The sequence below is a fragment of the Amycolatopsis taiwanensis DSM 45107 genome, from assembly GCF_000519205.1.
Lineage (GTDB): Bacteria > Actinomycetota > Actinomycetes > Mycobacteriales > Pseudonocardiaceae > Amycolatopsis_E > Amycolatopsis_E taiwanensis.
Map to the genome: position 1 here is coordinate 40,229 of NZ_JAFB01000044.1, position 17,834 is coordinate 58,062.

The 17,834-nt window shown below is 68.0% G+C and carries 21 protein-coding genes; 12 read left to right on the plus strand and 9 right to left on the minus strand.

Annotated features, from left to right (window positions below; translation table 11 throughout):
* Nucleotides 1-42: 42 nt before the first annotated feature.
* A complete protein-coding gene (locus A3CU_RS0130005; RefSeq protein ID WP_027945382.1) occupies nucleotides 43-1,446 on the minus strand; it encodes a hypothetical protein in 1,404 nt (467 codons plus the stop codon).
* A 365-nt stretch (nucleotides 1,447-1,811) separates the two neighbouring features.
* Here A3CU_RS0130005 and A3CU_RS47405 point away from each other — a divergent pair, with 365 nt between their 5' ends.
* On the plus strand, nucleotides 1,812-3,005 hold the full coding sequence (locus A3CU_RS47405) for a serine hydrolase domain-containing protein (RefSeq protein ID WP_245617412.1): 1,194 nt from the start codon (nucleotides 1,812-1,814) through the stop codon (nucleotides 3,003-3,005).
* On the opposite strand, the gene A3CU_RS0130015 is transcribed toward A3CU_RS47405, so the two are convergent.
* The 3 genes from A3CU_RS0130015 to pdhA are packed head-to-tail and all read right to left on the minus strand — an operon-like array spanning nucleotide 2,956 to nucleotide 6,281.
* Nucleotides 2,956-4,176 (minus strand): dihydrolipoamide acetyltransferase family protein, encoded by a 1,221-nt coding sequence (locus A3CU_RS0130015; RefSeq protein ID WP_027945383.1) that lies wholly within the window; start codon nucleotides 4,174-4,176, stop codon nucleotides 2,956-2,958. The genes A3CU_RS47405 and A3CU_RS0130015 overlap by 50 nt on opposite strands.
* A complete protein-coding gene (locus A3CU_RS0130020; protein ID WP_043843088.1) occupies nucleotides 4,169-5,164 on the minus strand; it encodes an alpha-ketoacid dehydrogenase subunit beta in 996 nt (331 codons plus the stop codon). Before A3CU_RS0130020 ends, A3CU_RS0130015 begins: the two co-directional genes overlap by 8 nt.
* 16 nt (nucleotides 5,165-5,180) lie before the next feature.
* Nucleotides 5,181-6,281: a pyruvate dehydrogenase (acetyl-transferring) E1 component subunit alpha gene (pdhA, locus tag A3CU_RS0130025; RefSeq protein ID WP_027945385.1), complete on the minus strand. Its 1,101-nt coding sequence runs from the start codon at nucleotides 6,279-6,281 to the stop codon at nucleotides 5,181-5,183.
* A gap of 118 nt (nucleotides 6,282-6,399) precedes the next feature.
* On the opposite strand from pdhA, the gene A3CU_RS0130030 reads away from it, so the two are divergent.
* The 5 genes from A3CU_RS0130030 (at nucleotide 6,400) to A3CU_RS0130050 (ending at nucleotide 9,204) form a co-directional block, all read left to right on the plus strand.
* Nucleotides 6,400-6,927 (plus strand): Lrp/AsnC family transcriptional regulator, encoded by a 528-nt coding sequence (locus tag A3CU_RS0130030; RefSeq protein ID WP_027945386.1) that lies wholly within the window; start codon nucleotides 6,400-6,402, stop codon nucleotides 6,925-6,927.
* Nucleotides 6,928-7,019: 92 nt separating this feature from the next.
* Nucleotides 7,020-7,721, plus strand: coding sequence for a lysoplasmalogenase (locus A3CU_RS47410; RefSeq protein ID WP_043843051.1), 702 nt, complete (start codon nucleotides 7,020-7,022; stop codon nucleotides 7,719-7,721).
* Complete coding sequence (locus A3CU_RS0130040) at nucleotides 7,718-7,906, plus strand: hypothetical protein (RefSeq protein WP_027945387.1); 189 nt, start codon at nucleotides 7,718-7,720, stop codon at nucleotides 7,904-7,906. The genes A3CU_RS47410 and A3CU_RS0130040 overlap by 4 nt, the downstream gene beginning before the upstream one ends.
* Before the next feature lie 87 nt (nucleotides 7,907-7,993).
* A complete protein-coding gene (locus tag A3CU_RS0130045; RefSeq protein WP_027945388.1) occupies nucleotides 7,994-8,362 on the plus strand; it encodes a BlaI/MecI/CopY family transcriptional regulator in 369 nt (122 codons plus the stop codon).
* The gene (locus A3CU_RS0130050; protein WP_027945389.1) at nucleotides 8,359-9,204 is read left to right on the plus strand and encodes a M56 family metallopeptidase; all 846 of its coding nucleotides are present in this window, start codon (nucleotides 8,359-8,361) and stop codon (nucleotides 9,202-9,204) included. The genes A3CU_RS0130045 and A3CU_RS0130050 overlap by 4 nt, the downstream gene beginning before the upstream one ends.
* A gap of 15 nt (nucleotides 9,205-9,219) precedes the next feature.
* Here the strand turns inward: A3CU_RS0130050 and A3CU_RS0130055 are convergent, their stop codons facing one another.
* From A3CU_RS0130055 to A3CU_RS0130065, 3 genes are all read right to left on the minus strand, one after another.
* Complete coding sequence (locus A3CU_RS0130055; protein ID WP_027945390.1) at nucleotides 9,220-9,849, minus strand: class I SAM-dependent methyltransferase; 630 nt, start codon at nucleotides 9,847-9,849, stop codon at nucleotides 9,220-9,222.
* A 246-nt stretch (nucleotides 9,850-10,095) separates the two neighbouring features.
* Entirely contained in the window at nucleotides 10,096-10,584 is a 489-nt protein-coding gene (gene tsaA / locus A3CU_RS0130060; RefSeq protein WP_027945391.1) for a tRNA (N6-threonylcarbamoyladenosine(37)-N6)-methyltransferase TrmO, read from the minus strand.
* Nucleotides 10,581-11,225, minus strand: a complete 645-nt coding sequence (locus A3CU_RS0130065; RefSeq protein ID WP_027945392.1) for a TetR/AcrR family transcriptional regulator — start codon at nucleotides 11,223-11,225, stop codon at nucleotides 10,581-10,583. Before A3CU_RS0130065 ends, tsaA begins: the two co-directional genes overlap by 4 nt.
* Nucleotides 11,226-11,286: 61 nt before the next feature.
* On the opposite strand from A3CU_RS0130065, the gene A3CU_RS0130070 reads away from it, so the two are divergent.
* The 5 genes from A3CU_RS0130070 to A3CU_RS0130090 are packed head-to-tail and all read left to right on the plus strand — an operon-like array spanning nucleotide 11,287 to nucleotide 14,516.
* Nucleotides 11,287-11,577, plus strand: coding sequence for an antibiotic biosynthesis monooxygenase (locus A3CU_RS0130070; protein WP_027945393.1), 291 nt, complete (start codon nucleotides 11,287-11,289; stop codon nucleotides 11,575-11,577).
* A 60-nt stretch (nucleotides 11,578-11,637) separates the two neighbouring features.
* Nucleotides 11,638-12,561, plus strand: coding sequence for an ABC transporter ATP-binding protein (locus tag A3CU_RS0130075; protein ID WP_027945394.1), 924 nt, complete (start codon nucleotides 11,638-11,640; stop codon nucleotides 12,559-12,561).
* Nucleotides 12,551-13,318, plus strand: a complete 768-nt coding sequence (locus A3CU_RS0130080; RefSeq protein WP_027945395.1) for an ABC transporter permease — start codon at nucleotides 12,551-12,553, stop codon at nucleotides 13,316-13,318. Before A3CU_RS0130075 ends, A3CU_RS0130080 begins: the two co-directional genes overlap by 11 nt.
* A complete protein-coding gene (locus A3CU_RS0130085) occupies nucleotides 13,315-14,112 on the plus strand; it encodes an ABC transporter permease (RefSeq protein ID WP_027945396.1) in 798 nt (265 codons plus the stop codon). The genes A3CU_RS0130080 and A3CU_RS0130085 overlap by 4 nt, the downstream gene beginning before the upstream one ends.
* A gap of 32 nt (nucleotides 14,113-14,144) precedes the next feature.
* Nucleotides 14,145-14,516, plus strand: coding sequence for a DoxX family protein (locus tag A3CU_RS0130090; RefSeq protein WP_027945397.1), 372 nt, complete (start codon nucleotides 14,145-14,147; stop codon nucleotides 14,514-14,516).
* Between the two features lie 290 nt (nucleotides 14,517-14,806).
* On the opposite strand, the gene A3CU_RS0130095 is transcribed toward A3CU_RS0130090, so the two are convergent.
* Nucleotides 14,807-15,517, minus strand: a complete 711-nt coding sequence (locus A3CU_RS0130095) for a metallophosphoesterase family protein (protein ID WP_027945398.1) — start codon at nucleotides 15,515-15,517, stop codon at nucleotides 14,807-14,809.
* A 268-nt stretch (nucleotides 15,518-15,785) separates the two neighbouring features.
* Nucleotides 15,786-17,039 carry a serine hydrolase domain-containing protein gene (locus A3CU_RS47415; protein WP_169739712.1) on the minus strand — a complete coding sequence of 418 codons (1,254 nt, stop codon included), beginning with the start codon at nucleotides 17,037-17,039 and terminating at the stop codon, nucleotides 15,786-15,788.
* 224 nt (nucleotides 17,040-17,263) lie between these two features.
* Between A3CU_RS47415 and A3CU_RS0130105 the strand changes: the two genes are divergently transcribed.
* A complete protein-coding gene (locus tag A3CU_RS0130105; RefSeq protein WP_027945399.1) occupies nucleotides 17,264-17,806 on the plus strand; it encodes a dihydrofolate reductase family protein in 543 nt (180 codons plus the stop codon).
* Nucleotides 17,807-17,834: the final 28 nt, after the last annotated feature.

Consider the following 17,834-nt stretch of genomic DNA (forward strand, 5'->3'; position numbering starts at 1 on the left):
CCGCGGGGTCTGGGATGAAGGAGGAAGCGAGGTTCTCCAGGGTCAGCGAGAGGTCGCGTGGCGCGGGTGGGACCGGATATCACGGCGGTGGCGAGTGTCCCAAGTGGACGGAGGCGGTCCGAGCCCGACGAGTCCGGCCCGATAGAGCCCATGAGTGAGCCGGCGACGCACCGCCGTCTCCATCTCGTCGCGCAATGCGCCGCCGCGAAGGAGTACATCCGGTCCAAGCAGGCCTTCGACGGCAGCCAGCGCACCGGCGGCGTCGCCGTGGTCCAGACGGGCGCGAACGTCCGCGAGACATTCCGGGAACCGGTGTGCCTCGTCGATCGCCCGCAGGCATGGCAATGCGGTACCGCCCAACGCGACCAGCAGTTCCTCGCGGCGAATCTCGTCGGAATCGTGGTCCAGCGGGACGAGCACCCCGTTCACCACGCCGATCCGGTGCTTGGCGCCACGGCAATCGACGAGGTGCGAATTCCCTGAGCCGTCCGGATTCCGCGACGCACCGGCCGGCCGATGGTCCGGTACGAGTGCCGATGCGACAAGCGGGTGCAGCCGATCGGCGTCGATCAACCCTCTGCGGAGCAATTCGAGGTCAGGTAGTACCCAGGTCGCCGCGTCCGGTAGGACCGGCCACACCGGGGCGCGGCCCGTCGTGGGGAGCGCCGTGATCCTTGGTGTCGACGGCCCGGCCGCCTCGCCCTGCGTGCCCGGGTCCAGTACCAACCAGTGCCGGGTACTGAGCCGCACGGTGACGGCGCCGTCCGCACGCCCCTCCGCGCGCAGCAGCAGGGCCGCCTCAGCCACCCATCGGTCCACGGCACAGCCGCTTCCCTCCGTCATTACCTCAGCAGGAATCTGCTCCACTGCGAGATCGCTGCCCGCGTGCCACCGCGCGGCCCCGGACCGTTCCGACAGCTCACCGGTCCTTCGGGCGTCCCACAAGTGGCGGTGCAGGTCGAGGCGGAACCGCCGGTCGGGACGGGGGTGCGGATGTATGCCCGCTCCGGCTCGGGGGCAGGACGGGTCCCACAGTGCGAGGCTGATCCGCTGACCGGCATCCGCCCAGGCCGGCGGCGTACGCGCCACGAGGTGTATCGCGCCGCCGCTGTCAGCCCCCGCCGGAAGGTACTGAGCGAGAGAGACGGTCAGGCCGGGCCGTAACAGGCCGTCTGGACCAATCCTCGGAAAATGCCAGCGGAGCAGGTCCGGAGCCAGATGACGTAGATCGGCGCGGACCTGTGCCGCGAACCGCCGGCCATGGGTTCGGACCACGGCCCGCAGGTTCAGATCTACGTCGACCCGCGCGGCAGCACATGCCCCAGCCCAGTCGCCCACGGCACGGCGGGCAGTCGCAAACTCGATCATCGACGGCGGCACGGCGAACTCGCGCACGCGCGACCAGAAAAGAAGGCGGGAATCCTCGTCCACGGTCCAGGAGCGCATCAGCACTCACCTTTTGCGGACGGAACCCCCGATCTGTTCACGTAGGTAACCATTGCGATCAGCGTATCAGGCATGTGCGGTCACTATGCGCGGTAACCCCGGTTCGCCTCACACGATGATGCGCTCGATGGAAGCGACGCGGTGTCCTCGCCGAAGCCGCACCCGGCCAGCGTAGAAGCGCCACGGTCTCTTGCTGCGGAAGTGCCGTAGAGACTGGAGGAATCGGTCCCGAGCGCCTGTCGTCTCGTCCCTCTCGGCCAGAGTCGGTGTCCTATGCACTTGCTGTTGCACGCACTGCGTGCATAATGAGGACACCGCTGCGAAGCGGCCGCTGGGGCCGGATGGAAAACGAAAGGACACCCGTCGTGGAGAACCCACTGGATCCCGCCGAGCTGAATGCCGCCATGGAAAATGTCCACCGCGCCGGGATACCGGGCTTGTTCGCCGAGGTGCGCGACGGTGACCAGGTCTGGCGCGGTGCCGCCGGGGTCGCCGATGTCGCCACCGGTCGTCCCGTCACCGCCGACATGCGGCACCGCGTCGGCAGCATCACCAAGACCTTCACCGCCGCCGCGGTGCTGCAGCAGGTCGAGAGCGGTGAGATCGGTCTCGACACACCGATCAGCCGCTACCTGCCGCGGCTGATTCCTGGAGAACGCGGTGACGCGATCACGGTCCGAATGTTGATCAACCACACCAGCGGGCTCGCTGAATACCTTCCTTATGCCTACCCTTCCCTCAAGGCTTTCCCCGCCCTGGCGAACACCGGGCCCCAGAGCCTGGACGACAACCGGTTCACGCGATTCGACGCAGGCGAACTGATCGAGATGGGGGTCACCGCACCTGCTGTCGGCACCCCGGGCGGCACTCCGGGGGTGTACTCCAACACCAACTACCTGCTCCTCGGTGAACTGCTGGAACAGGTGACCGGCACGAAGGCGGACAAGTACATCACCCAGAACGTCATTGAGCGCGCTGGACTCCGAGACACCGAACTCCCCACCGAACCGTACGTCGACGGGCCACACTCGCAGATGTACGAGGCGTGGTTCGGCATGATCGACCCGCCGCGCGACTACAGCGTTTTTGACATGTCATGGGTGGGGCCGGCCGCCTCGCTGATATCGACCGTCGCGGACCTCAACCGCTTCTTCGGCATGCTGCTGGCCGGCGAGATCGTCAGCCGGTCATCGCTGGCGCAGATGCAACGCACCGTCCCGGTCATCTCCCAAGAGGGCAAGATCATCGACTATGGCCTCGGCCTGCACCCGATGCAGGCACCCGGCCACGGCACCTTCTGGGGCCATGGCGGCTCGGCGTGGGGCGCCGGAGCGCTGGCCATGACCCGGGCCGACGGCAAGCGGCAGCTGTCCATCGCGGTGAACCTGCAGCGGTGGAACAGTCTCGACTCATCGGGCAAACCGAAGCCTCATCCCATCGACGACGCGCTTGCGGCTCTCTACCAGGTCGCGATGTACGGCAATTCCGGAGATGCCCCAAGGGAAGCCGTCACAGGTCACCCAACGCGATCAGAGGCGATTCGACGCAGTCGGCGATGAACCGCAGAAATCCGCCGGCTGTGCCGCCGTCGCAAACGCGGTGGTCGAAGGCGAGCGTTAGTTGGCAGATCTTGCGGGCCACGACCTGGCCGCCGGTGACCCAGGGGCGTTCGGTGATCCGGCCGATGCCGAGGATCGCGGCTTCGGGGTGATTGATGATCGCGGCCGAGCCGTCCACGCCGAACACGCCGTAGTTGTTCACGGTGAACGTGCCGCCGGTGAGCCGGCTGGGCGCCAGCGTGCCCTCGCGGGCGGCGGCGGTACGTGCGCCGATGGCCTCGGCGAGTTCGCGGGTGCTCAGCCGGTCGGCGTCGGACACGACGGGTACGACGAGTCCACGGCTGGTCTGCGCCGCGAAGCCCAGGTGCACCGCGCCGAGGACCACGATCGCGTCGCCCTCGACGCGCGAGTTGAGCTCCGGGTAACGGCGGAGCCCGGCGATGGTGAACCGGGCCAGCAGAGACAGCAGGCTCACCGGCCGTTCGGGGCATTTCGCGTTGAGGGCCGCGCGAGCGGCGAGCAGTTCGGTGGCGTCGGCGTCCACCCAGACGGTGGCTTCGGGGATCTCCCGGCGTGAGGTGCTGAGCTTGTCCGCGACCGCCTTCCGCAGGCCCCGCAACGGGATCCGCCGATCACGATCGCCGGTGACGGTCTCCGTTCGTGCGATCAGCACCGCCTCGACGTCCGCCCGCCGGATGATGCCGCCCGGGCCGGTGCCGGTGATCCCGGCCAGGTTCACGCCGTTGTCCCGGGCGATCTTGCGCACCAGCGGGGAGATCACGGCGGGACGGGCGTTACGGGGTGGCGCCGGGCGGTCGGCCACAGCCGTGGTTCCTCGCCGTCGCCGTCGCGCAGGCATGCCGGGGGTGCCGTAGCCGATCAGCACATTGCCGCTGCCTTTCCCGGCCGTGACCACGCCGGGTTCGGTGAAACCACCGGGTGGTTGGACCGTGATCAGCGGTGTGCCCACGGCAAGGGTCTGGCCGGGTTCGCCATGCCGGGTGATCACGGTCCCGGCGAAGGGAGCCGGCACCTCGACCGCGGCTTTGGCGGTCTCGACTTCGACGACGGGCTGGTCGACTTCAATCCCGTCGCCCACCTCGACCAGCCAGCGCACGATCTCCGCCTCGGTGAGTCCCTCGCCGAGGTCGGGCAGCAGAAAGTCAGGCATTGTGCACACTCCCCGCGACGACGGCCTGGTCGTCCCACTGCAGCCGGTCGATCGCGTCGAGTATCCGGTCCACTGTGGGCAGTTGGTGCGCCTCGAGTTTGGGTGCCGGGTAAGGGATGTCGAGTCCGGTCACGCGCAGCACGGGCGCCTGCAGGTAGTGGAAGCACTGCTCGCTCACCCGGGCGGCGATCTCCGCGCCATAGCCGCAGAACCCGGCGGCTTCGTGCACCACCACGGCCCGGCCGGTGCGGCGTACGGACTCGGCGATCGTTTCGTCGTCGACCGGGGCCAGCGTGCGCAGGTCGATCACCTCGACGTCCCGGCCCTCGCCGGCCGCGGCCTCGGCGCTCTCCAGCGCCGTGGCCACCATCGGCCCGTACGCGATGAGCGTGACGTCGCTACCCGTTCGCCGGATCGCCGCACGGTCGAACGGGGTCTCGCGCCGGCTGAACGACACCGGTTCCTTGGCCCAGTACCGGCATTTCGGTTCGAGGAACACGACCGGGTCCGGGGACTCGATGGCGTCCCGCAGCAGATCGTAGGCATCCTGTGCGGTGCCGGGGGTTACGACCTTCAGGCCGGCGGTGTGGGTGTAGTAGACCTCGCTGGAGTCGCAGTGGTGCTCCACCCCGCCGACACCGCCGGCGTACGGGATCCGGAGCACGATCGGCAGTTCGATCCGGCCGCGGGTGCGGTTGCGCAGCTTCGCCACGTGCGAGGTGATCTGCTCGAACGCCGGGTAGGCGAACGCGTCGAACTGCATCTCCACCACCGGCCGGAACCCGCCCATGGCCAGCCCGATCGCGTGCCCGACGATGCCGGACTCCGCCAGCGGCGTGTCGAAGCACCGCTCCTCGCCGAAGTCCCGGGTGAGTCCGTCGGTCACCCGGAACACCCCGCCGAGTGTGCCGACGTCCTCGCCGAACACCAGGACGTTGTCGTCCTCTTTGAGTGCGTCGCGCAGGGCCGCGTTGAGCGCCTGCGCCATCGTGATCGGCTCCACGTCAGGCCTCCTGCTCGGCGAGTTCGGCCCGCAGTTGCTCTCGCTGTGCGGTCAGGTGTCGGGACGGTTCCGCGTAGACGTGTTCGAAGAGTTCGAGCGGGTCCACGACGGGCTCGTCGTTCATGCGAGAGCGGAACCCAGCCGAGAACTCCTCCGCGGCGGCTACGTCGGCGGCTACGTCGGCGTCGGTCAGCACCCCACGGTCGCGCAGGTAACGCTCCAAACGGGACAGTGGGTCGGCCTTGCTCCACTGCTCCACTTCGGCCGCGTCGCGGTAGCGGGTCGCGTCGTCGGCGTTGGTATGCGCGTCCATCCGATAGGTATGGGCCTCGACCAAAAACGGACCGGCGCCGCCGCGCGCGTGCGCCACCGCGTGGTCGAGCACCGACAGCACGGCGACGAGATCGTTGCCGTCGACCTGCTCCGAGGGGATGCCATAGCCGACGCCCTTGTACGCCAGCGCGGGCGCTGCGGTCTGCTTCTCCAGCGGCACCGAGATCGCGAACCTGTTGTTCTGCACGAAGAACACCGCCGGCGCGCGGAACACGGCGGCGAAATTGAGTGCCTCGTGGAAATCGCCCTCACTGGTGCCACCGTCCCCGACGAGTGCCAGCACCACCCGGTCCTCACGGCGCCGCCGGAACGCGTCCGCGAGCCCCGCCGCGTGCAGTGTCTGCGTGGCCAGCGGCGTGCACTGCGGCGCGGTGCGGGTGGCCTGCGGGTCGTATCCGCAGTGCCACGTGCCGCGTAGCAACGCCATCAACTCCACCGGATCCAGGCCCCGCGCCACCAGCGCCATCGAGTCCCGGTAGGTCGGGAACAGCCAGTCGTCTTCGCGCAGCGCAAGGACCGCACCGATCTGGCACGCCTCTTGCCCCACCGCCGACGGGTATACCGCCAGCCGGCCCTGCTTGGTCAGCGCGGTCGCCTGGGTGTCGAACCGCCGGCCCAGCACCATCCGTCGGTAGGCGTCTCGCAGCCGATCCGCTGCGGGTTCGGCGTAACCCGCCGGCGGCGAACCCGCGCTGCCGTCCTCGGCGACGAACCGGATCGGCTCGGGGGAGGGGAGCAGTTCGGCGGGCGCACCTCGCTGAGCAGCCATCAGGAATCGCCTTTCCACATCCAGTTGGTGTGAAAATGCTGACTGGTGACGATCCTGTGTGCAAGAATCGACGAAAATGTGCGACAAATGGCCAAACTGAGGGGATCTGATCGGCACTATGTCCAAAGCCGCCTCGTACCCGGACTCCGCGACTGGACAAACGGCAACCGCTCTCGACCGGGTCGATCACGCGATGCTGGCCCTGCTCACCGACGACGCCCGGATCTCCATCCGCGCACTGGCCGACCGGCTCAACATTTCCCGCGCCAACGCCTACGCACGACTGGATCGGCTCACCCGGGACGGCGTCATCACCGGCTTCAGCGCTCAGGTCGCCCCCCAGCGCGCCGGACTCGGCACCAGTGCCTACGTGACGCTCACCGTCGAGCAGACCGCTTGGCGCGCGCTCAACGCTGCTCTGCGGAAGATCCCCTACATCGAGCACATCGCGCTCGTCGGCGGCGACTTCGACGTGCTGCTTCTGGTCCGCACCCCCGACAACGCCACGTTGCGTGATGTCGTTCTCGAAAGCATCCAAGCAGTCGAGGGCGTCCGCGCCAGCCGCACTTGGCTCATCTTCGAAGAAACCACCGGATCAGGAGCCCCCTGGCGGCAAGCCGCTGCCGAACCCGACCTCAACCACTGACGCGCGACACTCGGCGATCCGCACGATGGCGCCCGGGGCAGGCCCCCGCGATCGCTTCGCCCGGCGGTTACCCGTCGGTACGATCGCTGTCCATGACGATCAAGACGCTGCCTCCGGTGGCCCGTTGCGTGGCCGCTGCCTACGCGTTGCTTTGCCTGGCGCACATCGCGTTGTCCGACGGTGGCGTCCAGGTCGCGGGGTGGATCACCAAGCCCATGCTGATGCCGGTCCTGGCGGTGTTCACCTGGCTGGTCGGCCGCGCTGCCGTGGAACGTCCGGCCCTGCGTCTGCCCCTGGCGGGCATCCTGTTCGGCGGCGCCGGCGATACCGCCCTGATGGGGGAGGGGATCTGGTTCATCGTCGGCATGGGCTGCTTCGCCATCGGGCACCTGTGCTACCTGGCCGCGATGCGTCAGCGCGGCGCGCACCGGGGCGTCCGGCGTGCCACGGTCGCCGGCTACGCGGTCGTCTGGGTCGTGCTGCTGGTGCTGACCTGGTCGGGGCTCGGCGACCTGTTGGTCCCGGTGATCGCCTACAGCCTGCTGCTGGTCACCATGGCGGTCGTCGCCTCCGGCCTGCCCCGGCCCGGCGCAATCGGCGGCGCGCTGTTCGTGATCTCGGACGGTTTCATAGCCCTGAGTCTGGCGAACGTGCAGCTGTTCCCGCACCAATCGTGGATCGTCATGCCCACCTATGTCGTCGCGCAGTTCCTGCTCGCGGTGGCTCTGCTGGGTGGCCTGCCCTCCCGCGAGGCCACACGGTCGACTTCGGCACCCTCCACGACCGCGCCGTGACCAGCCACGAGCGGGACTCGATGACGCACGAGCGGGTGGTACTGGACAGTTCGGAGCGGAACGAGGATGGCGAGTGCCCGGTCGTTGCGTGGGATCCGGGTGCGGAAGCCCGTGGCGGTGCAGAGCGGCTCGGCGACGACTTCGGCACTTACGCATTGCGTCGCTGCCAGATCGGGCTCAGTTGAACCGAGACTTGCGGCGTAGGGCGCCGCTGCTTGGTCTCAACGGACCAGGCATGGCCGGCTACGACAATGCCGTAGTAGTGTTCGGGCATGGGGCGATCGGAGCGTGGAGCTGTCCTCGGCCCGCTGGAGTCCGAGGTCATGAACGTGCTCTGGCAGGCGAGTTCGGCCATGTCGGTGCGCGAGGTGCTGACCGAGCTGAACCGGCAACGGGATTCGCCGCTCGCCTACACCACCGTGATGACGGTGCTGTCGCGGCTGGCCGAACGCGATGTCGCGCTGCGGGAACGGGCCGGTCGCGGGTATGCGTACCGGCCCGCGGCAGGCAGTCCCGCCGAGATCGCGGTCCGGCGACTGCTGGCGGACTACGGCGACGCGGCGCTGGTCTCGTTCGTGGACCACGTCAGCGACGACGAACAACTGCAGGCGAGGCTGCGTCGCTTGGTGGATGGGCGATGAACCGCCCGCTGGTGGCTCTGGTAGTGGCGGCGGTCGCGACGTATCCGGCGCTCGGGCTCGGCTGGTGTGTGGCCATGCTGCTCACCTTCGATCCGGATGCGTGGGCTTCCGGCGTCGCCGGGCACCCGGGCGTCCTGGCATCGATCGGGTTGGTCGTGATCGGGGCGTCGGCCATCGTCAACGCGATCCGCACGGCCGTGTCCGGCCTCCGGCAGACCCGACGTTTCCACGCCTGGGTCGCCGCCAGGGAGGCGCCTCTGCCCGCCCCTCTCGCCGAGCTGTGGCACGAGTTCGGCCCGCGCTACCGAATCCGGCTTGTGAACACGCAAGAGCAGGTGGTCGTGACCACCGGGCTTCTGCGGCCGACGGTTGTGCTCAGCGTCGGCCTGGTCGAAACGCTGAGCCGCGCGGAGCTTCGCGCGGTTCTCGCCCACGAACATTCCCATGCACGCCGCAGAGACCCACTGCTTGTACTGCTGGGCAGCGTCCTCGCCGCCCATCTGTGGTTCCTACCGGTGGCCCGGGACCTGCGATCGCGCGCCGCACGCGAACACGAACTGGCAGCCGACCGTCATGCCGCTACGCGCTGCGGACGCCAGGCCCTGGCAGGAGCCCTGCTCCGCGTGATCACTCAGCCAACGCCGGCTCATGGGGCCGCAGCGCCGTTCGCGGGCGCCGACCTCCTCGACGCGCGCATCACGCAACTCGAGTCGGGGCGGCCGCCTCGTCCCACCCCGGTACCGCGGCTGCGATCGGCGTTGACCGCTGCGGGAGCACTGGCGTTCACCGCTGCCGTGGCCGGCACATGGCTGCTCATGCTGACCAACTGTCCCGCGATGTGAGCCGGATCGTGCCGATCAGGCCGCTGGTTTGCGGGCGACGAGCCTCTCGACGATCCCCAGCTTGAAACGATCGTGCTGCTCGATGCTGAACCCGACGGCCTGCACGTGCTTGATGGGACGACGACGGAAGTTCTCCCCACCCACCCGGATCGTGACGACTTCCAGCAGCCGCTGCACAACCCGAGCCGCCCACGACGTGCTCACCACGTGGTCGGCCAAGAGCAACCGCCCGCCCGGTCGCAGAACCCGCTTCATCTCCCCGACGGCCACCCGGTCGTCTGGAATCGCACACAGGGAGAACGTGCAGACCACCGTGTCGAACGAGGCATCCGGGAACTCGAGCCGCTGGGCATCGCCAATGCTCAGCGCCACCTCGCGACCCGTCTCTTCCGCGCGACGGCGTGCATGGTCCAGCATGCCTGGACTCAGGTCCACCCCGGTGAGTCGTACGTCATCGGAGTACAAGCCGAGGTTCAGCCCGGTACCGATGGCAACTTCGAGGACGTCGCCTTCGGCTTGCCCGCACAACCACTTCCTGGTGTCACCGAAGAATTTCCGATCTATGAACCCCATCTGGCGGTCATATCCGCCGGAGTGCCGATCCCAATAACGCCGCAGCCGCTCGAGGTTCGCGTTGGCCGCCATAACAGACTCCATCCCTGTCGCACATGAGCACCGCACTCACACCGCCAACCTACTACGTTCCAGTAGTAGCGACAACTGTCAGGCGACCGGGACGACGCGCTACCGACGCCGCGAAGAGACGCTGAGACCGTTCGCGCGGGACGCAATCGCCGCCGAACATTCCACAGTGGACATGGCCCAGTGCTCGATGGCGGCATCTGCCTGGTGTGCATTCCCAAGCACACGCCCGCAGCCTCTGCCCGGGCCTCAGTCGGCCACCTGATCGGATTCACGGTAGTACTCGCGCATGAGACGGGTCGCCCATTCCGGTTGCCGGACCGGATCGGTGGGCGCGAATTCGACCAAGTACGGCTTGATGTCCAGCACGGGGGTGCCGTCCAACGCGTCCAGGTCGGCCACCTGCAGGTCGCGTCCATCGACGGCCAGCAGCCGGCACACCGAGACACCGAGCCGGTTGGGCCGGTACGGCCCGCGGTGCGCGAAGACGCCCACGAGCGGGCCATCGGGATTCTTGCGTGGAGGACGCGGCCGGCTTTGCACGTCCTCGTCGCCGATCCGGTCGAACTGGAAGACGATCTCCAGGTGGGAGAACTCCGATAAACCTTGCAGGGCCGACGGTTCGAAGCGGTCCGCCAGCCGGATGACGGCCTTGGTGTCGTACCAGTTGTCCTCGTACATCTCCGGCCGCCCGCCCAGGACGCGGGCGACGGGGCTCAGGATGATGCCGTCCGTCATGAGTCACCTCGCATGGAGCAGAGCTGGGCACAGAGGGTGTCGCCGACCCATTGCTCCCAGCGCTCGCGCGTCCACCCGCGCTCGCGGACGAACAACAGGTACAAATCGGGGCTGAGCAGGCCGTAGAGCAGGTCGCTGGCCTCTTCCACGGACACCTCGGCCCGCGCCCCGGGCTTGGCGGCAAGTGCCTTGGCCGCGCCCTGCTGGACGACGTATCGGGGATCGACGTCATGCGGCCACAGCGCAGCGACCTCGGGGTCGCTCGCGGCCGCCGCCTCCAAGACCCGGCCGATCGGTGCGACGCGTTCCAGGACCGAAGTCGTGCCGGCGACGTAGGCGCGCAGCATGTCCTGGGCGGTGTCGGCGGCCAACGCGGCGGTGTACCACGGCCGCTCCATCGTGGCCACCGGCTCGTCATCACCCGCGATCGTGACGTCGACCAGTTCCTTGAGCAGGGTGCGTTTGTTGCCGAAGACGAAGTAGATCGTCTGCACCGCTACGCCGGCCTTGTCGGCGACATCCTGCAGGTTTGTCGCACCGTAGCCGTCCCGGACGAACTGCTCCAGTGCCGCCGCGAGGATGCGCTGACGCGTCTCCTTGGCCTTCTGCGCTCGTTTGCTCGTCCTCTTGACATCGCTCATGGCCAGAGTATATCTCTAGAGTCGTTAACTAGAAGTCAACTCTAGAAATGAGGTCTAGTCGATGTCGGTAATCAGCGTCACTCGCTTCCAGGCCGATCCCGCCGACGCCGAGCAGGTTCAGGCCCGGCACGCCGCCCTGGTCACCGCGATCAGAGCCACCCTGCCCGGCCTCACCGAGGCACGCCTCGGCCGGTTGAACGACGAGACGTGGGTCGGTGTCTGGCGCTGGGATTCGGCCGCCAGCCTCCAGGCGGCACGCCAGTCCGCGCCCGGCACTCCCGCGGCGGTCGCGGCGTTCGAGGTGGCCCGCGACGTCACGGCGGAGGACATCGAGGTCCTGGCCGAGATCTGACCGCTTGTCCCGGCCCCGGAACCCGGGGCCGGGACCCCTCTCCCCAGTCAAGGAAATGACATGATCGAAATTGACGCGTTGACCAAGGTGTACGGCTCGGCGCAGGTCCGGGCGGTCGACGAGGTGTCGCTGACCGTCCCCGCCGGATCGGTCTTCGGCTTCCTGGGCCCCAACGGGGCCGGCAAGACCACCACCATCAAGATGCTGGCCGGGCTGCTGACCCCCACCTCCGGTCAGGTCCGGCTGGGCGGCTTCGACGTGGTCCGGCAGCGCTCAGCCGCGATGACGCAGTTCGGGGCCGTGCTGGAGGGTTCCCGCAATGTCTATTGGAGCCTGTCGGCCTGGCAGAACCTGATGTACTTCGGCCGGCTCAAGGGCATGCGCAAGGCCCAGGTCTCGGAGCGCGCCAAGGTTCTGCTGACCGATCTGGAGCTGTGGGACCGCCGCGACGACAAGGTGGGCGGCTTCTCGCGCGGCATGCAGCAGAAGGTCGCGATCGCCGTCGCTCTCATCGCCGGCCCGCCGATCGTGCTGCTCGACGAGCCGACCCTCGGCCTCGACGTCGAGGCCACCCGGACCGTCAAGAACTGGATCACCGAGCAGGCCCGCGAACTGGGCACCACCATCCTGATCACCACACACCAACTCGACGTGGCCCAGGAACTATGCGACCGAGTGGCCGTCATGCGCAAAGGGCGGCTCGTCGCCGACCTGCCCACGCAAGAACTGCTGGCCGACTTCCGCGAACGGGACCGGTACGAGATCCGCGTCGAAGGAACGGCGCCACCCGGATTCGACGACGCCGTCACACGCGACGGCGTCACCACGATCAGCGTGCGGGTGAGCGACGGCCCGCGCGAGGTGTACGACGTGATCGAGCGCCTACGCGCGCAGGGGGCCGTCCTGGAGTCGCTGACCCAGGTACAGCCCGACCTGGAGGATGTGTTCCTTGCCCTGGTGAACGAGGCGCCCCATGCTGCTTAACGTCCTTCGCGCGGAGGTCGGCAAGGGGCTGCGCGTTCAGCTGTCCCACCCGATCGGCCACGTCATCACGCTGCTGATCAGCACCATGATGTACCTCGGCCTGCAGTTCGTCCTTGGCCAGGGCGAACTGCGCCAGGACCTGCTGCCGCAGACCCTGGTCGCGATCGGCGGCTACTGGTTCCTGCAGTACGCCGGCTTGGTGATGGTCGCCGATCTCATCGAGGAGAAGCGGGCGGGGACTTTCGCCCAGTCTCAGCTGAGCACGGTGCCGTCGTGGCTGCCGATGCTCGGCCGGTTGATCACCGCCTCGATCTTCGGGCTGGCCGTGGCCGCCGTCGCTGCTCTCGTCCCGATGCTGGTGGCCGGGATCACCATCCCCTTCCGCTGGGCAGCGCTTCTCCCCGCCGCGCTCCTGGGGATCAACGCGCTGGCCTTCACTTTCCTGCTGGCCAGCCTCGCCCTGGTCTCTCCGATGATCGGCGCCCTGCAGTCGCTGTTCACCTCGCTGGTGCTGCTGCTCAACGGCTCGTTCCTGCCGCTGAACCTGTATCCGGATTGGCTGGCCGCGGCGGCCAGAGTCCTGCCCACCACGCTTGGCATCGAGGCGCTCGCCAAGACGCTGTTCGAGGGCCGAACCCTGAGCCAGCTCTGGAGCGGCGGCACCCTGCCCTGGCTGCTCGCGCACACCCTCGCCCTCACCGCGGTCGCCGGCCTGCTGTTCGTCCGCAACCACCGCCGAGCCCTGGAGTCGTCATGACCTTCATCCGCGGATTTGCCGCCGAAGTCCGCAAGGGCCTGCTCAACCTGCTCGCCGGATGGCGAGAGGTCCTGCTGGAGATGATCACGTTTCCGCTGTTCTACCTGCTCATCGTGCTGTTCATGGGACGCGGGCAGCTGCGCGCGGACCTGCTGCTGCCGGTGCTGCTCGGCATGGTGGCGCTGACCTTCATCCATGAGCAGGTCAACCGGGTGTTCTGGAGCTACCTGGGCGACATCCAGTCCGGCGTGCTGGAACAGACCTACCTGACTCCGCTGCCCTCGGCCGCGAGCATCCTCGGCCGGCAGGTCGCCGCCGTGATCGCGGCCGTACCCACCGCGCTGGCCGTCCTGGCCACCGGCGCGGTCGCCATCGCCGTCCAGGGCGGGCAACTGCCCTTCGACGCACAGGTGATCGTGCCGCTGGCCGCCATCGCGCTTGGCACCTGCGGCCTGGCTCTCATCCTGTGTGGGCTGACCCTGGTGTTCAAACGCATCGAGATCATCACCCAGTTGTCCGTAGCCGTCTACGCCATCGTCGGCGGCACTCTGGTCCCGCTGGCCGCCCTGCCCGACCCGGTCGCTTTCCTCAGCCGGGTCCTGGTTCCCATCGCGCCCGGCATCGAGGCGATGCGCGACATCCTGCTCGGCGGCCATTCCCTGGCCGCACTCCCGACCGGCTGGGGGCTCGGCTGGCTGCTGGCCCAGCCGCTGCTCATCACCATCGCCGGGGTGATCCTGTTCAACCGGCTCGAACACCTCGCCCGACGCCGCGGCACCCTCGGCCGCTACTAGACCAAGAACCTGAACGAAGGAGAGCAACTGACGTGAGCGTGTTCTTATGGGTACTGCAGGCCGTTCTGGCCGCCGTCTTCGGCCTGGCCGGGGTCATGCATGCCGCCCTGCCCAGGGAGAAACTGCGCCCCATGCTGCCCTGGGTGGATGATTTCAGTCCCACCCAGGTCCGGCTGATCGGCCTGGTCGAAATTCTCGGTGCCCTCGGCCTGTTCCTGCCCGCCGCCACCGGCATCGCCCCGATCCTCACGCCGCTGGCTGCCCTCGGGCTGGCGATCACCATGCTCGGTGCCGCCGTCACCCACGTCCGCCGCAAAGAGCCGCCAGCCGTCGCCGTCAACGCGGTGCTGCTCGCGCTGGCCGCCGTCATCGCCTGGGGCCGCTTCGGCCCGTACGCCTTCTGACCATCTAATCCCGCTCGAGGTCGGCAAGGCATCGGGCGGGACGTCATTTCGGTTTGGCGAAGTTTGCATTGTAGGGTCGCGGCGGCCAGAAAACGGCCGCCGAGGCAAGGGGAAATTCGCTGGAAGCCGCAGCCACGACAGTCCCGCCTGAGCCGGAACAGCGCACTGGCCTGCTTTTTCGAAATCGGGATTACACCGGCTGGTGGATTGGCGACACTCTCTCCGATTTCGGCGGCGCGCTTGCAGACCGATTCTCTCGCCGGACGAGGCCAGGGCGGCAATAGGGCGTGTCAGGCGCGGTGATGGAAGGTCGTGGTTATGGATCCGTCGTCGTCGATGTGGTGCAGGGCCAGCCCGGGCGGGCAGTCAGGCATGGTTATCGGGCGGCGGTCGGGGTCGAGGGTCAACGTGGACGCGATCCCGGGTGCGCCCAGCACGGGTGTACCGGCCAGCGACGACGCCAGGGCTGTGTGCACGTGTCCACAGAGGATGGCCACCACTGGCGGTATCCGCCGAACAAGGTCGATCAGGGCCTCGGGGTTGGTGAGCAGCATGGCGTCGGCGACGGCGTGCCCGGTCCTGACCGGCGGTTGGTGCAGTGCCAGCGCTACCTGATGCGCGCCTCGTGCTCGCGCCGCGACCAGTCGCGCGGTGTCCTCGTCGAGGAAGCCGTGGTCTTCGCCCGGCACGGTGACGTCCAGCCCGATCACGCGCAGCGGGCCCACCTCGATGACCGGGCACCGATCCTGCCGAAGCTCCCTCCGCAGAATTTCTGGGTTGTCGTGGTTGCCGGGAACGGCGATCCAGGGAATCCCAGCGGTCATTGCCGCGGTGAACGCCTGGTACTCCCGCGGTTGACCGTGATCCGCGACGTCCCCGGTGACCACGATCGCGTCCGGCCGGCGCGACGGTGGCAGGTCGAGCACTTGCCGCAGCCGCAGGGCCGAGGCAGGGTCCTCGGTCAGGTGGGGGTCGCTCAAGTGCAGCAGGGTGACACTCATGTCGCGACCCTAGCGGGGCGGACGGGGAGTTGGCGTTGACCTTCGTCGCACCGACGCCGCGCAACTCATGGCGCCCAGCGTGGCCGCGCGGGTCCTCACCGACGCCATGGCCGCCGCCTCCAGACGCACGGCAAACAGCAATGGTGCAAACTACAGTAATCGTGCGGCAACCGCGCCAGAGTGGCCCGGCACGCCGCGCGACACTGTTGACCTTCCATCCCTACCGTCCTAACGCGGAATGGCCCCAGTACCCCCAAAACGGCAAACCTCAATTGACCTGACGGGTCGCGGTCAACGTCGTGTCCTGCTGGCGCAACCGCAGGACGATGTCGCCGTCCCCGTCCTCAAAGGTGAGTTCGCAGTCGAGGGCGGCGGCGCGGAAACGTCCGTCGGACAGGGGAGTCAACCCAAGCGGGGGCTGTCCTGGAGCGTGGAGGGCGAGGTTGTCACCATCATTGGTGATTCTGACCGTGTAGCCGTCCCGTACGCGATAAGTGCCAACCAGTTCGGCCGGCGTGGGGTGCCCTACCGCGCCGGCTCGACCGTAGTGGTGCTCAGCGGCGACCAGCACGGCCCGCAGGACCTCCTCCGCCAGTTCGTTGTTGACCATCACCGCCATGCTCGTGCCGGTCGCGGGCCAACTGAACAGCCAACAACCGTATCCGGCGTTGCCACCGGTGTGGCCGAACTGCAGGCGGCCGTTGTGGTCTTGCACGTCGGTGCCCAGTCCGTAGCCGCCGGGCACCTGAGGTGCGATCATCTCCGCCGCCAGACCGGGCGACAGCAACGCGGAACGACCGGCCACGGCGTGCGTGACCTCGACGCCCACCCGGCACAGGTCTGAAGGTGTGGTCCACAGGCCGGCACCGGCCAACTCGGGTTGTACACGCCAGCCACCGTCAAGCGGTGCGCCGTCCATGTGGTGACCGTGAGCGACCTGGCCGTGGTGGCGCGGGAAGTCCTGGTCGTAGCTACTGTCGGCCATGCCGAGTGGTTCCAGTAGAAGCGACTGCATCAGCTCGGCGAACCCTGTCCCGGTCACGTCCTCCATTAACTGCTGGAGTACGGCGTAATGGCTACCCGAATAGCGAAACCCGCTACCTGGCAGCATGGTCGCCCGAACCGGCGGGCTCGTGGCAGGTGGTTCTCCACGCAGCACTTCGGTAATGGTTGGTACCGCCTTGCCCTGGCCGAATCCGCGGAACCAGTTGTAGGAAAGGCCGGCCGTGTGCGCCAACAACTGTCGTAGCGTGACCACCGCCCGCCAGCCGCCGGAGTCCGGCAGATGCCATGACACGAGGTAGGCATCGATGTCCTGGTCCAGTTCCAGCACGCCTTGATCGACCAGACGCAGCGCACCCAACGCGGCCACATGCTTGCTGATCGAGCACGCCTGGAAGATCGACCTCGGGCTCACCGCTTCCGCGGCGCCAAAGGTGGCTGTGCCATAGGCGTGCGCCCACGGCTCGGCATCGTCCTGTCGCACGGCGATACTCACCGCCGGAACATCATAGATCCGCATCAGATCCACCAAAGCGACCCGATCCGGCGATGCCTCCCGCCACCGCGACTGACGGTCCAACTGCTCCAACACCGTCGGCCAGTCCCCTGGTCGCATCACGCCCCCAATGCCGTCACCGTCGTGATTTCACCGGCCAAGGCTAGTGCGGTGCGTGCAACTCCCGTTCTCCTCACCGGCCGGACTATGATGCGGTCTCTGGCCTTCAAGATCCGTGGAGAAAACGCATGAGCGATGTGGGCATTGGCACGGGCAAAGTCGTCGTGAACAGGGCGATGTCGCTGGACGGCTTCATCGCCGGTCCTGACCACGCGATGGACTGGGTCGCCGAGTACCTGTCTGCGGACACGTTCCCGGAGGTCATGGCGGCCACAGGCGCCATGCTCGTCGGCCGGGGCACCTACGAGGTCGCCAAGCGCATGGCCCAACAGGACACCGCCTACGACGGGGGACCACAGTTCGTCCTCACCCACAATCCCCCCGACGAGCCGGACCCTACCGTCACATTCCTCACCTGCGAACTCGAGGAAGCCGTTGCCACGGCACGCAGCGCCGCGGGCGACAAGAACCTGGAGATCCTCGGTGCCGACGTGGCCGCCCAGTGCCTGCAGCGCGGCCTCGTCGACGAGATCCTGGTGTATGTCGTGCCGGTGCTACTCGGCCGCGGCGTCCGCTTCTCGCCCCCGAGTCTCGACAGGATCGACCTGGAACCTTTCAGCAACACCCAGTCGGGTGCCATCACGATGCTCCGCTTCCGCGTGCGGAAGTAGGCGCCGCCCGCCAACAGCCAGCTCGACC